Here is a 14,620-nt window from a genome sequence, read left to right on the forward strand (position 1 = left end):
TTCATCCTCACACGAGGATGGGTGGATCCGCGGGGCCTTATTGGATCCTGTGGATAACCGTGGACCCACCCATCCTGTGCGTCAGCGCTCGCCGTGCCAGGAGTGCCAGAGGGCGGCGTACGGGCCCTGGGCGTCGACCAGTTCGTCGTGGCCGCCCAGCTCGACGATCTTCCCGTCCTCGACCACTGCGATCACGTCGGCGTCGTGCGCGGTGTGCAACCGGTGCGCGATCGCGACCACGGTCCGGCCCTCGAGCACGGTCGCCAGAGACCGTTCCAGATGCCGGGCCGCCCGCGGGTCCATCAACGAGGTCGCCTCGTCCAGGACCAGCGTGTGTGGATCCGCCAGCACCAACCGGGCCAGCGCGACCTGCTGTGCCTGGGCAGGCGTCAGCGAGACCCCGCCGGAACCCACCTCGGTGTCCAGCCCGTCGTCGAACCCGGCGACCCAGCCGTCGGCGTCCACCGACCGCAGGGCCGCCCAGAGGTCGGCGTCGGTCGCGCCCTCCCTGGCCAGCCGCAGGTTGTCCCGAACGCTGCCCACGAACACGTGGTGCTCCTGGTTGACCAGGGCAACGTGACTACGGACCTGCTCGGCAGACATCTGGTCCAGCGCCGCACCACCCAGGGTGATGTCACCGACGCGTGGCGAGTAGATGCCGGCCAGCAACCGGCCGAGTGTCGACTTCCCTGCACCAGAAGGCCCAACGAGCGCCACCCGGGCGCCCGGCTCGACCGTCAGCGTCACACCGTGCAGTACGTCGCGGCCCTCCAGGTAGCCGAACCGCACGTCGTCAGCCAGCACAGTCCGGCCGTCCGGCTCGGCGCTGCTCTCCGTCGTGGCAGTCTCCACCTCGCGGACGCCGACCAGCCGGGCCAGTGACACCTGCGCCACCTGCAACTCGTCGTACCAGCGGATCATCATGTTGACCGGCTCGACCAGTTGCTGGATGTACAGCGCACCTGTGGTGAGTGCACCGACCGTTAGCCAGCCCTGGATGGCGAAGCCGCCACCGATGACCAGCACTGCTGCCAGCGCGATGGTGTGGGTCATGTTGATCACCGGGAACAGGATCATCCGCAAGTACAGCGTGTACCGCTCCCAGGCGACCCACTGACCGATCCGGGTGTCACCGAGGTTGATCCGGCGGTCACCGAGCCGGTGCGACTCCACGGTCCGGCCGGCGTCGACCGTCTCGGCCAGCGCCGACGCCACGGCGGCGTACCCAGCCGCTTCCGATCGGTACCCCGATGGTGCACGCCGGAAGTACCAGCGACCACCGATGATCAGGAGCGGCGCGGCGATCACCACGGCGATGGCCAACGCCGGCGCGGTCACGATGAGCGCACCGATCAGCAGTGAGGCCCAGATCACCGCGATCGTCAGCTGCGGCACGGCGTCCCGCATCGCGTGCGACAGCCGGTCGATGTCCGTGGTGATCCGGGACAGCAGGTCACCGGTCCCGGCGCGCTCCAGCACACCTGGCGGCAGCCCGACCGCGCGGACCAGGAAGTCCTCGCGCAGGTCGGCGAGCATCTCCTCGCCCATCACGGCACCGCGCAGCCGGGTCAGCCGGACGAACACCGTCTGCACCAGAAGGGCGATGACGAAGCCGATCACGACGTACGGCAGCTGCACTTCGGTGCGACCCTCGGACAGCTTCTGTACGACGTTACCGAGCAGCCACGGGCCGACCATGCCGCTCAGTGCCGCCGCCGCGTTCACCACGGTCAGCCAGAGGAACTGGCGCCGGTGACGGCGGAACAGGATCTTCAGGTAGCTGCGCACAGTCACGCTGCTTGCCACCGGGAGCCGCACTACTTCCTGTGGGGCTGCCGGGTCGTACTCCGGGCGCTTCACGCCAACTCCTCGAGAGTGGATTCTTCTTCACGGGTTACGACAGCGCGGTACCGCGGGTTGGTGTGCAGGAGGTCGTGGTGCGTACCGACCGCGTCGACGCGACCGTCCGGCACGAACACCACCCGCTCCGCGCGGTCCAGCATCAGCGGACTGGACGTGAACACCACAGTGGTCCGGCCGGCGCGCAGCAACTGCAGACCGTCCGCGATCCGCGCTTCGGTGTGCGCGTCCACGGCACTGGTCGGCTCGTCCAGCACGAGCACCTGCGGGTCGACGTACAGCGAGCGAGCCAACGCCACCCGCTGCCGCTGACCGCCAGACAGTGAGCGACCGCGCTCGGTCAGCACCGCATTCATCGCGTCTGACTCACCAGCAGGCAGCGTCTGCCGCAGTACGTCGAGGATGTCCGCACACTGCGCAGCGTCCAGCGCAGTCTCCGGAGAGACCGCACCACTGGCTGGCACGTCGAACAGCTCGTGCACCTTCCCCGACAGCAGCACCGGGTCCTTGTCCTGCACCAGTACGACGGTGCGCGCGGAGTCCAGCGGGATGTCGTCCAGTGCGACGCCACCGAGCAGGACAGAGGCTTCGCCGTCGGCCGTCGGGCTGTGACCACCCAGCCGGTCGGCCAGCAGACCACTTGCGTCCGGGTCGCCAGAGACGACCGCGGTGAAGCTGCCGACCGGCACGTGCAGACCACTGACCGGGTCGAACAGGTCGCCCGCCGGCAGCTGAGCCTCGGCGGTGCCCTTGGTCTCGTCGGTCCGCTGCAGCGACAGCACCCGCGCGGCCCGGCGAGCCGACACCTTCGAGAAGATGAACGCGCTCGCGGTCTCCTCGAACGTGTGCAGCGGCACCAGCATGAACGTGACGAAGCCGTACGTCGTGACCAGCTCGCCGACCGAGATCCGGCCGGACGTCACCATCCGAACGCCCATCCAGACCACGACCACCAGGAACAGACCGAACAGCAGGACCTGCAGGGCTGCGATCAGCGACCACATCCGCGCACTACGGACCGCGCTGCTCCGGTACTGCTGCGAAGCCTCGCGGTACCGGTCCAGGAACAGCTGCTCACCACCGATGCCGCGCAGCACGCGCAGACCGGCAACGGTGTCGGCAGCCAGCTCGGTGGCGCGGCCGCCCTTGGCGCGCTGCTCGTCCGCACGACGCTCAGCCGGCCCCATCAGCGGCACGATCGAGAACGCCAGCACCGGCACGGCGACCGCGACCACCAGACCGAGCCGCGGCTCGTAGAACAGCAGACCGATCACAACGGCGAAGCAGGTCAGCAGGGCGGCGGCGAACCGGCCCAGCACCTCGACGAACCAGCCGATCTTCTCGACGTCGCCGCTGCTCACGGCGACGACCTCGCCGGCGGCGATCCGGCGGGTCAGCAGCGAGCCCAGCTCCGCGGCCTTGCGGAACAGCAGCTGCTGCAGGCGCGCCGCAGTACTGATCCAGTTGGTGACGACGGCGCGGTGGAAGAACGAGTCGGCGCCGGCCTTGGCCGCGCCGAAGACCAGCAGCAGCCCACCGGCCAGCATCAGCTTGGGCCAGGACAGGTCGATCGCCGCCTGAACAGCGAGGCCGACCGCGACCGGAGCGGCGGCGATACCGCCGAAGTAGACCAGACCCCAGAACACTGCGAGGGCTTGGCCGCGCAGCTGCTGGTGCTCCAGCCAGACGATGAGTCGGAGACCGGATCGGGTGTCGGGCACACCCGGATCGGCGAACGGGACAAGGCGCAAAGACATGACGTCTCACAAGAGGCGTAGAAGGGTGGAAAAGGGCACCTGACCAGGCGAATAGATCAAGCCTAGGCGGCCCCGCCGACAGTCCGTCAAACCCTTTTCAGTGCTGTCTTGGTATAGTCGTTTCGTGGCGCAACGAAATGAAAGAGCCGACTTCGCGCGAGCGGTCATGGACCTGATCGACCAGGGCCACCGCGGCATCTCGCGACGCCTGGATCTGACCAGGGTCCGAGTGCTCGGCCTGGTCGCGGACCGCGGCCCGATCCGGCCGAACGCGATCGCTGCGGAGCTCCGGCTCACCGCCTCCGCGACGAGCCGTCATCTGACCGCTTTGGAGCAGGCGGGCCAGGTCGCGGTCGAGCCGGATCCCAGTGATGCCCGGACGTTCCTGGTCGAGCTGACCGACCAGGGGCGCCAGGAGATCGAGGTGACGGTCCAGGCCGGCGTCACGGCGTTCACCAGCGTGATCGACGACTGGTCCGACGAGGACGTGGCCATGGCCACCGCACTGATTACCCGCCTCAACGAGGCCTGGGCCCAGCGACCTCCCGCTGCTGCTCCTGAGTCCAGCGCGGGACCACGGTGGCGCCGAGCACGCAAAGTCGAAGGAGAAGCCAGTGACTGAACGGCCAGGGACCATCACCTGGGTACGCCGGTTGCTCGTTACCGCCGCCGTACTCGACTTCATCGCACTGATCGCGTTCGTCGTGGTCTACGCGACCGACCGATCAGCCATCGCGGACTGGGTCAGCAGCTCACCTGCGTTCGCGGGACAGGTCCGCAATGACGGAGTCGACGCGACTGTCCGCTACGCGACGGTGTCCGTGTCTGCGGTCCACCTGATCATCACCGTGCTGTTCTTGTGGCTCGCAGTGGCCGTCGGCCGTGGTCGGCAGCGGATCCGGGCCACTGTGTTGCTGGTGATCACCACCTGCATCGACGGCTTCGTCAGCACGATGCCAGTCGGCGGAGCGGTCCAGCAGGTCGTCATGCTCGCCGCAGTGGCCGTAAAGATCGCCGCCCTGGTCCTGCTCTGGGCTCCCCGAAGCTCACGAGACTTCTTCACGGCCACATCCCGGGACCAGCGCCACCTGCCCGCTCCGGCACGCTGACCGCGAGGTACCGTCGACTTGTCGGACAAGTCGATGGGAGTTCGGTGGAGGCGTTGAGTCGCGGGCGTCGGCTGCTGATCCTCGGCATTTGCTGCATGAGTCTGTTCATCGTCGGGTTGGACTCGACGATCGTGAACCTGGCGCTTCCGGCGATCCGGTCCGAGTTCGGGGCGTCGGTCGAGAAGCTGCAGTGGACGATCGACGCGTACACGCTGGTGCTGGCCAGTCTGCTGATGGTGTCCGGGTCGACGGCGGACCGGGTCGGGCGGCGGCGGACGTTCCAGGCCGGCCTGGTGCTGTTCGGGATCGGGTCGTTGCTGTGCGGATTCGCGACGAGCATCGACCTGCTGATCGCGTTCCGGGTGCTGCAGGCGATCGGTGGCTCGATGCTGAACCCGGTCGCGATGTCGATCATCACCAACACGTTCACCGATCCGCGCGAACGGGCGCAGGCGATCGGGGTCTGGGGCGGCGTGGTCGGGCTGAGCATGGCGGTCGGACCGGTCGTCGGCGGTTCGCTGGTCGACGCGGCCGGCTGGCGGTTCATCTTTTGGATCAACGTCCCGGTGGCGGTGGCCGCAGTACTGCTGACTGCTCTCTTCGTACCGGAGTCGCGTTCGGCGGTGCCGCGACGGATCGATCCGGTCGGGCAGATTCTCGTCGTACTGCTGCTCGCCGGCCTGACCTACGGGATCATCGAGGGTCGATCGGCCGGGTGGGGTTCACCGCTGATCATCGGGTGCTTCGTCGTGTGCGTGGCGGCTCTGGTGACTCTCGTGTACTACGAACGTCGCCGGGAGGAGCCGTTGCTGGAGCCGCGGTTCTTCCGGAGTGCACCGTTCTCTGGGGCCACCCTGATCGCGGTGTGTGGGTTCTCGGCATTGTCGGGGTTCCTGTTCCTGAATTCCCTTTATCTGCAGTCGGTCCGCGGGTTTAGTGCACTGCACGCCGGTTTGCTGACGCTGCCGATGGCGGCGATGACTGTGGTGTTCGCACCGATCTCTGGGTGGCTGGTGGGCCACCGTGGACCGCGGGTACCGCTACTGGTGGCAGGCAGCATGCTGACCGTTGCCGGCCTCCTGCTGTCCCGTCTGGACCTGTCCACCTCGACCGTGACGCTCTTGGTCAGCTATCTGGTCTTCGGGCTCGGCTTCGGCATGCTGAACGCGCCAATCACCAACGCTGCCGTGTCTGGGATGCCACGTGCCCAGGCCGGTGTCGCAGCGGCCATTGCCTCGACCAGCCGACAGGTCGGCGCCTCACTCGGCGTTGCGATCGCCGGCACCGTGCTGACTGCCCGCCTGGTTGGCCCACTCGAGACAGGCTTCGTCGACGCGGCCAAGCTGTGCTGGTTCATCATTGCGGGCTGCGGAGTACTCGTACTGGTGCTCGGATTCATCACGACGACCCAGTGGGCTCGGCGTACCGCAGACGGCCTGCTCAGGGCTGGATGATGCCAGCCCGGATCAGTGCCTTCAGGCGACCGCGGAGGATCTTCTGGCGGCGCTCCTCATCCGGGAACAGGTCCAGGTAGCCAGGTCCCTCGGCGGCGAGCAGGTCGTCGTCAAGGCGTCGTACCGTGCCGGCTGGGGCGCGGTGGTTCATCGCTGCCTGCACTGCGGCGCTGTCGATCTCCTTGAGCAGAGCGGTGAGCTGCTCCTCGGTGGTGACGCCGAGCCGGTGCAGGATGCCGAGGACCCAGGCGTAGTGAGTTGTCTTGGCATGCGGCGCGTCCGGGTAGCGACGGGTCAGGTACGTCGTCAGCGTGCCGGTGGTGAGGTCCAGCGGCGCCTTGTCCGACGCGGTCGCCGCCAGCTCGCGGTACAGGCGGTCGATCTCGGTGAACTCGTTGTCGGCCAGCTCCATCAGCGCAGCGGCCAGCAGGAACCGCCGGTCGAACTCCGGCCTGCGGCCCGGCGGGATGTCCAGCTTGTACCGGATGTCGTGCTCGAACTCGGCCCACGCGTGCTGGACCGCCGTACGCACCTGGATCTCCATCACCAGGTTCTTCAGTACGGCGTACTCCGGCAGCTCCCGGCGGTGCGCGTTCAGCCGGACCAGGTAGTGCTTGCTCGCGTACCCGAACACGCCCTGCGCGCGGGTGTGGGCGCCCATGTCGGTGTGCTCGACGATCTCGAACTCTTCCTCGATCACCTCACAGACCCGGTCCACCGCCTCGACCAGGAACGTGATCACCCGGGCCGCGACCAGGTCGGTGATCTGCTCGAGCGGATCGTCGTACTTCGGCCTGGTGGGATCGTCGGGGTGCGGCTTCGACGCCTTCGCGAGGAACGACTCGGGCTCCTTCGCCCGGGCGGTCGCGGTCAGGTAGTTGATGCCTTCTTCTTCACCGATCAGCTCGTTGATGAGCGCCTCGAGCTTCCGCGCACCACCGACGTACTGCTGGTGCACCCGCTCGTACAACGTCCCCGCTTGCTGCGCCCACTCCACCTGCATGCGGGAACGATAGTGCTCTTCGGCTTGCTCGTGCTGTCTATCGGAATCTAGTCATTTCGCTAGAAAGTCGTAGACACTGCTCGCGACACGCTCTGGTCGTTGATTGGTCAATCTACGGAAAACGCTAGACGGGCTCATACAGTGACAGCATGGATCCGATCCGGAATCCCTATGCGCCCGGCGCCGGTCAGCGGCCGCCTGAGCTGGCCGGTCGCGACACCGAGGTGCGGCAGTTCGAGGTGGTACTCGAACGAGTCGCGGCAGGCAGGCCGGAGCGGAGCCTGGTGCTCAGCGGGCTCCGAGGCGTGGGCAAGACGGTGCTGCTCAACACGTTGCGTTCGCAGGCGATCAAGCGGGCCTGGGGCACGGGGAAGATCGAGGCGCGGCCGGAGCAGAGCATCCGGCTGCCGATCGCGCAGGCGTTGCACACCGCGATGCGGGAGCTGGGCCATCGGCACCGGGACGACGAGCGCGTCGACCAGTTCAGCGCCGTACTGAAGGCTTTTGCGTTGCGTACCGGAGCTGAGGACCGCAAGGGGATCCGGTGGCATCCGCCGGTTGACGTGGCTGCTGCGAAGGGGCGGGCCGACTCCGGTGACCTGGAGATGGACCTGATCGAGCTGTTCACCGACGCGGCCGACCTGGCCGGCGATCTGTCCGTTGGGGTCGGGCTGTTCATCGACGAGATGCAGGACATCAGCGCGGACGACCTGTCCGCGCTGTGCGCCGCTTGTCACGAGATTTCGCAGCAGAGCGCGCCGCTGGTTGTCGTGGGCGCCGGTCTGCCTCATCTGCCCGCCGTACTGTCAGCGAGCAAGTCGTACTCCGAACGGCTCTTCCGGTATGTCCGCGTCGACCGTCTGGCTCGTGAAGCGTGCGACCGGGCGCTGATGGTGCCGGCGGAGAGCGAAGGCGTGCAGTACGACGAGGAGGCGCTGGACGAGCTGTACGCCCAGACCGACGGCTACCCGTACTTCGTCCAGGCATTCGCACACTCGACGTGGGACCACGCGCCTACCTCACCAATCACGATCAAGGACGTCGCTGTCGCTGCGCCTGAGGCGTCTGCCGAACTGACCGTCGGGTTCTTCGGATCGCGCTATGAGCGGGCTACTCCGGCGGAACGCGAGTACATGCGTGCGATGGCTGAGTTGGGTATCGGCGTGGACGACGGGTCGGTCCCGACCGCGGAGGTCGCCAGCACCCTCAACCGCAAACCTCAGTCCCTCTCCCCGGCTCGAGACGGCCTGATCAAGAAAGGCCTCGTCTTCTCCTCCGAACGCGGCACCGTAGCCTTCACCGTCCCCCACTTCGGCAAATTCCTCCGGACCCGCACAGCCTGAGAACTGTGGTGGTACGGGGATGTGGTCGTCCCCCGCGTGCTCCGCAGTCGCGATCGACGCCGGCTGCACCGACGGCGGCACCGGCCTCGTCCAGGACCTCGCCTCGCCCGATCATGCACCTGGAGACAATCGCCGGGGTCTGGGAACAGGCTATTGCTTGTTCCCAGACCCCGGGAGTTGTCGCGGCGACCCTCGATGTGCGCGGTAGCTGAGCTGACTGTGCTCGTCGGTGGGGATTGCCGAGCCGCGTTGGAACCGACCGCGGCTTAACGAAACTGGCCTTCCGTGGGGTGGGTCGGAGTGGATAGGGTCAAGTGTTATGACCACCCGGCGGAGCGGCCAGCAGTCGGGTGCGCGTGGGCGGCATAGTCGGCGGAAGTCTTATCGCGGGCAGTGGTTTGCTGTTACGGCGCTGGCTGTCCTCGGCACTGTGGTGGTGGCTCATCCGGATGTGGCGCATCGGCAGTCTTTGGCGGCTGAGGTGGTTGCGGGGGCCAACGAACCGACGGTCGAGGCGCCTGTTACGGCTGTCGTGACGCCGACGCCGGTTGTGACGCCGACGCAGAAGTTCACTACTCCGTTGCGGCCGGCACCCACTCTGACGCGGAAGCCGAAGGGTGCGAAGCCGAACGTTCTGGTGTCGACCGGGAAGCTTGCCGTGGTGCCGGGGTTCGACAAGGCGACCGGGGTGCGGGACAAGCTGACGTACCGGGTGGAGATCGAGCAGGGCGTGTCGGTGAACGGCGCCGCGGTCGCCGCAGCAATTCACAAGACGTTGACGGATCCGCGTGGTTGGCAGGCGGTTCATCCGGTGAGCTTCGAGCGGACCGACAAGGTCGACGCCGATCTGCGGATCATCCTCGCGACGCCGGCGCTGACCGACAAGCTCTGTCTGCCGCTCGACACCGGTGGTGAGGTGTCTTGCCGGGTCGAGGACCGGGTAGTACTGAACGCCAAGCGGTGGATGTACGCGATCCCGGCGTACAACGGGAACGTCGACCTCTACCGCAGCTACCTGGTCAATCATGAGGTCGGGCACGCGCTCGGGCACGGTCACTCGACGTGTACGAAGCCGAAGACCCCCGCACCGGTGATGATGCAGCAGACCAAGGGCCTGGCCGGCTGCCTGCCCAACGCCTGGCCCACTATCAAAGCGACCTGAGAGACTGGGTACGACGGGAAGGAGTAAGCGATGTCGTCACAGGACTTCCCGACGTACGGCCGCGGCGAACCCGAGCAGCAGCCACAGCAGGAACAGCAACAGCGGCCCGGCGCGGACCAGCACTTCGCCCCACCCACGCCGTACGGCGGTGGCACCTACGTCAACGGTCAGCCCGCTCCGCCGGAGCACCACTACGCGCAGCCGCAGCCGTACGGCACTCCACCGGGCCAGTACGGCCACCCTGAGGGCCCGCACCACAACCAGCCTCCGATGTATCGTCCCGGCACCCCGTACGGCGGTCCGGTGACGCCCGAGCCGCACGACCTCCCGGCGTACGGCCGGGAGCAACCAGTGGCTCCGCGCGACCCCCGCGCCGCCAGAGTGGTCGGCCTGGCGACTCTGATCGCCGCGTTCTACGGACTGCTCGTCATTTCCGTCCAGCGGGTCTCGCTGCGCGACATCTCGCAGGCGCCGGGCTCACCGCTCAACCACCCGCTCCGCACTGATGTGATCGACGCGATCGGCCAGCTGCTGCTCGTGGTGGTCGGCGCCGGTGCACTGGTGATGTGGATCCGTGACGTGCTCGCCCGCCGCAAGGCAGGCCGCCAGCCCGAGCCGCTGGAGCTGGGCGGCCTACTACTGGTCGCCGTCTCCGCAGTACCGATCCTGGTCTGGCTGATCATGGTGCTGTCCACCGGCCTCGGCGCGGTCGACGACTCGGTCCACCGGCTGCCCACGGCGTACGGCTGGGGCGGCGCCGGTCTGCTGATCCTCGCCGTCGGCCTGTTCCTCGGGTACCGCGAGCTGAAGCCCGACGTACCGAATCCGGTCGTCCAGGGTCCTCCGGCCAAGGCACCCTGGGAGTGAGCGCACCTGTCGTCCTGGTGCCCGGCCTGGGCCTCGGCCCGGAGTCGTACGCCCGGACGGTCGAGCACCTCGTCACGCCGTACCACGTCGTCACCCTGCCCGGGTACGGCGAACCTGCCGGCACCCGCGAGGACCTGCACCCACGTGCTCTCGCGGTAGCGCTGGCCGGCAAGATCCGCGAGCGGTCCGTACTCGTCGGCCACTCGGCCAGCTGCCAGATCGTCGTCGAGACGGCGATCCGGTACGCCGACCTGGTCCACGCACTCGTCCTGGTCGCACCGGCCGGCGACGCGAGGATGTCGAGCTGGGTGGACCGGGCCGTCCGCTGGCTCGGGTCCGCCGTACCGGACTCACCGAAGCTGATCCGGGTCGTCACCCCGCAGTACGCGCGTACGACGCTGCCGACCATCGCCCGCGCCGGTGAGGCCTCCCGGCACCACGACCTGGCCGAGGTCATCTCCCGGGTCAAGGCGCCGGTGCTGATCGTCCGCGGGAAGCATGACCTGATCTCGACGGCGGAGTGGGTCGAACGGCTCGCCGAGCTCAGCCACGGCGAGGCCCGGACGCTGGACACCGGCGCCCACATGCCGGTCGTCACCAACGGCCCGGAGCTGGCCGCTCTCATAGAACGAGCCGCGGCGCTGCCGGAAACTAGCTGACGCGTTAAACTCAGCGACACATACCTATGCGGGAGCTCGCACCGAAAGATGCGCGGGCTGAGAGGGCGACAGCAGGGTCGCCGACCGCCTGAACCTGACCGGGTAATGCCGGCGTAGGGATTGGGGTCTTATGACCAGCACTGCTGTTCGTCCTGCGAAGAACACCGAGGCGCCGCTCGTCCTCACCACCGATGTGCCGCGGACGCTCGGCTTCTTCGACCAATTCACGCTCTGGGGCAATTTCGGCATCTCGCTGTTCGGTCCGGTGACCGGTGCGCTGGTGGCGGCGTACACCGGCTCGCTGTGGCAGGGACTACTCGCGGTGGTCGTCGGCTGTGGCATCGGCGCGCTGGTGCTGGGCGGTGCGGCCGTGTTCGGGTCGCAGACCGGTGCGCCTGCGATGGCGAGCCTGCGCGGTCTGTTCGGCCGGCGTGGCTCGATCGCGCCGACCATCCTCAACATCGCGCAGAACGTCGGCTGGGCGACGATGGAGATCATCGTGATCTCGCAGGCCGCAGTCGCGGTGACGAGCGAGCGGTGGCGCTGGGTCTTCGTCGTACTGGCCGGGATCATCGCGACCACGATGGCGATCCGTCCCCTCGGCAGCGTGAAGATCCTGCGGAAGTTCATGGTCTGGTTGGTGCTGATCGCGTCGGTCTACCTGTTCGTACAGGTGCTCAGCAAGCCGGTGCACGGGCTGCCACAGGATGGCGTGTTCGGCTTCTGGCCGGCCGTCGACCTCGCCGCCGCGGGTGTCGTGTCGTTCGCCCCACTGGCTGCCGACTACACGCGGCACTCGCGCACTAACAAGGCTGCCTTTGCTGGCTCATCACTCGGCTACGGTCTGGCAGCGATCGGGTACTACGCGCTCGGTGTCGTTGCCGTAGCCACATTGCAGACCAACAGCGACGACGTGATCACCGCACTGGTCACACTGCCCGCCGGTGCGATCGCACTGCTCGTACTGCTGGTGGACGAGGTCGACGAGGCGTACGCGAACGTCTACTCGACCACGATGGCCGCCCACAACCTGATCGGCCACATCGACCGCCGGTGGATCTCGGTCGCGATCGGCGTGATCGCCACCGGCATCGCGCTAATGGTTGACCTGGGCAACTACACGCAGTTCCTGTACTTGATCGGCTCGGTCTTCATCCCCTTGTTTGCAGTGGCTATCGCGGACTTCTTCGTGGTGAGCAAGATGAAATGGGACGTCTCGGACACGGCCCGCTTCCGTTGGCAACCAACCGTCGCCTGGCTGATCGGCTTCGTCGCGTACCAACTGGTCAACCCCGGCACCGTCAAGGGATGGTCCCCGTTCTGGACCAACCTCCAGCAGTGGCTTTTCAACAACCACCCGGTCCCCTCCTGGCTCGGCGCGACGTACACCTCGATCGTCGTTTCGATGGTGGCCGCGGTTCTGCTCGGACGAGTAAATCGCCGACCGCTGGACAACTGACCCGGAGTAACCGGAATACTGCAGGCATGCTGAATTCCGCATTGCGCAGTCGGGCCGAGTACGCGGAGCTTGGGGCCGATGGGTTGGCCGCGCGTACGACGCCCGAGCGGGACGCGCTGATCGTCAAGGCGGTCGAGGAGTTGCTGGACGGCCGGGAGACGGTGCTCGACCTGTGCTGCGGGTACGGGCGGATCGCGCTACCGCTGCGCAAGGCCGGAAAGGTCGTCCGCGGGCTGGACATCTCGCCGAACCTGCTCGAGGCCGGCCAGGCGCAGGCGGCTGAGCAGGAGCTCTCGATCGACTGGGCGATCGGCTCGATGACCGACCTGCCGTACAAGTGGGACTCGTTCGACGCGGTGATCTGCCTGTGGACGGCGTTCCACGAGTTGTTCTCCGAGGACGAGCAGATCTCCACGATCTGCGAGGTTTCCCGGGTGCTCAAGCCGGGCGGGATCGCGATCATCGAGGGCCCGGTCTGGGGGCCGGCGACGGCGGCCGAGATCGCGAACGGAATGCGGCAGGGACCGGAGCACCGGATCGTCACCACCGAGCATGACGACAACACCAGCAGCGTGCACTTCATCCACGACGAGATCAGCTACGGGCGCCTCTGCGCGGCCGCCGGAATCGACGACTACAAGGTCTACAAACGCGACTGGGGCGGCCGCCGCAGGCTCATCCTGGAGATCCACGCGCCGGCAAGTTCCTGACACGTCAGGAGGAGCAGATCCCCACTCCACATTGGGGACCTGCTCCTTATGTTTGCCGAGTCTAAAACCATTCCGGACGATTCCGGAAAATTCACCCTTTTGCTTCGAGATTCAGCAAGAAACGCTTTGCCTCGAGGCCACCGGCGTACCCGGTGAGTGCGCCGTTGGCGCCTACCACGCGGTGGCACGGCAGTACGACGCAGACCGGGTTCGCGCCCAGCGCCGTACCGACCGCGCGAGCCGCCTTCGGCTTGTCGATGTCACTCGCGACCGTTCCGTACGTCGTCGTCGCGCCGTAGCGGGTGTGGTCCGGTAGGTCGTTCAGCACGAGTCGCTGGAACGGCGTCGCCAGCGCGAGATCCACCTCCAGGTCGAAGGTGTGACGACTGCCCGCGAGGTACTCGTCGAGTTGCCGTCGGACGTCGTCCAGCGGCCGGGGCTGCCGGAGTACCCGCGGCGACACGGCTCGAGCGAGACGGGTGGTCATCGTCTCCTCGTCGCCGAACGAGCTGGCGACCACGCGGCCGCCCGCGATCGCGAGCAGCAACGTCCCGATCGGGGTGTCGTGCAGGGTGTACGCGACGTCGGCGTCCGGGAAGGTGGGTGGTTTCAGGTCGGGGGTGGTGAGCCGGTTCAGCCGGCTCTCGAGGTCAGTCATCATCTACTCCGAGTTTGCTGCGCAGGGTCGCGAGCGCGTCGCTGACGAGCCGGCGCGATGCGGCGGGCGTGGTGTCCAGAGCGGCGGCCACGCCGTGGTGGTCCAGGTCGCCGACGTACTTGAGCGTGACCGCGAAGCGTTGTCGCTCCGGGAGTTGGTTGACCGCTCGCCAGAGTTCCGGGTCCGGGAAGTCCGTGGCTTCCGGGCCCTCGACCGCGACCGGGGGCGCTTCGTCCAGCGGGCGCTGCGGTTTTCGCGCTCGGTGCACGTCGGTCGCGCACCGGGCGGTGATGGTGAGGAGCCAACTGCGCAGGTTCTTCGCCGACGTCAGCTTCGGATAGGCGGCGTACGCCTTCTCCCAGGCCCGCTGTGCCGCGTCGTCGCCGTCCACCGGCCCGGCCATCGCCCGCGCCAGCCGGGCCACGTCCCGCCAGTGCGCGTCGATCAGCGCCTGGAACGGCGGCAGCACGCCAGGCTTCAGCTGCGCCTTCTCCCGAGTCATCACGTTAGTAGAACGCACCCGGTCAGTCCGATGTGAGGGCGGCCGGTCCAGATCACGAGATTGTCTAGTTAGCCGAT

General features: G+C 67.5%; 14 protein-coding genes and 1 riboswitch. Of the genes, 9 read left to right on the forward strand and 5 right to left on the reverse strand.

Annotated elements, in window-relative coordinates; translation table 11 throughout:
• Window positions 1-81: 81 nt before the first annotated feature.
• On the reverse strand, window positions 82-1,860 hold the full coding sequence (locus tag EV650_RS24315) for an ABC transporter ATP-binding protein (protein ID WP_134121319.1): 1,779 nt from the start codon (window positions 1,858-1,860) through the stop codon (window positions 82-84).
• The gene (locus tag EV650_RS24320; RefSeq protein ID WP_134121320.1) at window positions 1,857-3,617 is read right to left on the reverse strand and encodes an ABC transporter transmembrane domain-containing protein; all 1,761 of its coding nucleotides are present in this window, start codon (window positions 3,615-3,617) and stop codon (window positions 1,857-1,859) included. Before EV650_RS24320 ends, EV650_RS24315 begins: the two co-directional genes overlap by 4 nt.
• A 124-nt stretch (window positions 3,618-3,741) precedes the next feature.
• On the opposite strand from EV650_RS24320, the gene EV650_RS24325 reads away from it, so the two are divergent.
• From EV650_RS24325 to EV650_RS24335, 3 genes are read left to right on the forward strand one after another with little or no spacing between them, the layout of a single operon-like run.
• Entirely contained in the window at window positions 3,742-4,239 is a 498-nt protein-coding gene (locus EV650_RS24325) for a MarR family winged helix-turn-helix transcriptional regulator (protein ID WP_134121321.1), read from the forward strand.
• Window positions 4,232-4,726 (forward strand): hypothetical protein, encoded by a 495-nt coding sequence (locus EV650_RS24330; protein ID WP_134121322.1) that lies wholly within the window; start codon window positions 4,232-4,234, stop codon window positions 4,724-4,726. The genes EV650_RS24325 and EV650_RS24330 overlap by 8 nt, the downstream gene beginning before the upstream one ends.
• A gap of 44 nt (window positions 4,727-4,770) precedes the next feature.
• Window positions 4,771-6,180 (forward strand): DHA2 family efflux MFS transporter permease subunit, encoded by a 1,410-nt coding sequence (locus EV650_RS24335; RefSeq protein ID WP_134121323.1) that lies wholly within the window; start codon window positions 4,771-4,773, stop codon window positions 6,178-6,180.
• On the opposite strand, the gene EV650_RS24340 is transcribed toward EV650_RS24335, so the two are convergent.
• A complete protein-coding gene (locus EV650_RS24340; protein WP_134121324.1) occupies window positions 6,167-7,183 on the reverse strand; it encodes a GTP pyrophosphokinase in 1,017 nt (338 codons plus the stop codon). The genes EV650_RS24335 and EV650_RS24340 overlap by 14 nt on opposite strands.
• Window positions 7,184-7,332: 149 nt before the next feature.
• On the opposite strand from EV650_RS24340, the gene EV650_RS24345 reads away from it, so the two are divergent.
• The 6 genes from EV650_RS24345 (at window position 7,333) to EV650_RS24370 (ending at window position 13,383) form a co-directional block, all read left to right on the forward strand.
• Complete coding sequence (locus EV650_RS24345; protein ID WP_134121325.1) at window positions 7,333-8,526, forward strand: ATP-binding protein; 1,194 nt, start codon at window positions 7,333-7,335, stop codon at window positions 8,524-8,526.
• A 319-nt stretch (window positions 8,527-8,845) separates the two neighbouring features.
• Window positions 8,846-9,688: a DUF3152 domain-containing protein gene (locus EV650_RS24350; RefSeq protein ID WP_134121326.1), complete on the forward strand. Its 843-nt coding sequence runs from the start codon at window positions 8,846-8,848 to the stop codon at window positions 9,686-9,688.
• 30 nt (window positions 9,689-9,718) lie between these two features.
• The gene (locus EV650_RS24355) at window positions 9,719-10,555 is read left to right on the forward strand and encodes a hypothetical protein (RefSeq protein ID WP_134121327.1); all 837 of its coding nucleotides are present in this window, start codon (window positions 9,719-9,721) and stop codon (window positions 10,553-10,555) included.
• Window positions 10,552-11,214: an alpha/beta fold hydrolase gene (locus EV650_RS24360; RefSeq protein ID WP_134121328.1), complete on the forward strand. Its 663-nt coding sequence runs from the start codon at window positions 10,552-10,554 to the stop codon at window positions 11,212-11,214. The genes EV650_RS24355 and EV650_RS24360 overlap by 4 nt, the downstream gene beginning before the upstream one ends.
• 18 nt (window positions 11,215-11,232) lie before the next feature.
• Window positions 11,233-11,351, forward strand: a riboswitch (TPP riboswitch).
• Window positions 11,345-12,673: a purine-cytosine permease family protein gene (locus EV650_RS24365; protein WP_134121329.1), complete on the forward strand. Its 1,329-nt coding sequence runs from the start codon at window positions 11,345-11,347 to the stop codon at window positions 12,671-12,673. Its footprint overlaps the riboswitch before it by 7 nt.
• 26 nt (window positions 12,674-12,699) lie before the next feature.
• The gene (locus EV650_RS24370; RefSeq protein ID WP_134121330.1) at window positions 12,700-13,383 is read left to right on the forward strand and encodes a class I SAM-dependent methyltransferase; all 684 of its coding nucleotides are present in this window, start codon (window positions 12,700-12,702) and stop codon (window positions 13,381-13,383) included.
• Window positions 13,384-13,474: 91 nt separating this feature from the next.
• Here the strand turns inward: EV650_RS24370 and EV650_RS24375 are convergent, their stop codons facing one another.
• Both EV650_RS24375 and EV650_RS24380 read right to left on the reverse strand, forming a co-directional pair.
• Window positions 13,475-14,041: a methylated-DNA--[protein]-cysteine S-methyltransferase gene (locus EV650_RS24375; RefSeq protein WP_134121331.1), complete on the reverse strand. Its 567-nt coding sequence runs from the start codon at window positions 14,039-14,041 to the stop codon at window positions 13,475-13,477.
• Complete coding sequence (locus EV650_RS24380) at window positions 14,034-14,543, reverse strand: RNA polymerase sigma factor (protein WP_134121332.1); 510 nt, start codon at window positions 14,541-14,543, stop codon at window positions 14,034-14,036. The genes EV650_RS24375 and EV650_RS24380 overlap by 8 nt, the downstream gene beginning before the upstream one ends.
• Window positions 14,544-14,620 lie beyond the last annotated feature (77 nt).

Origin of the sequence: Kribbella kalugense, assembly GCF_004365875.1 — a bacterium.
Taxonomy (GTDB): Bacteria; Actinomycetota; Actinomycetes; order Propionibacteriales; family Kribbellaceae; genus Kribbella; species Kribbella kalugense.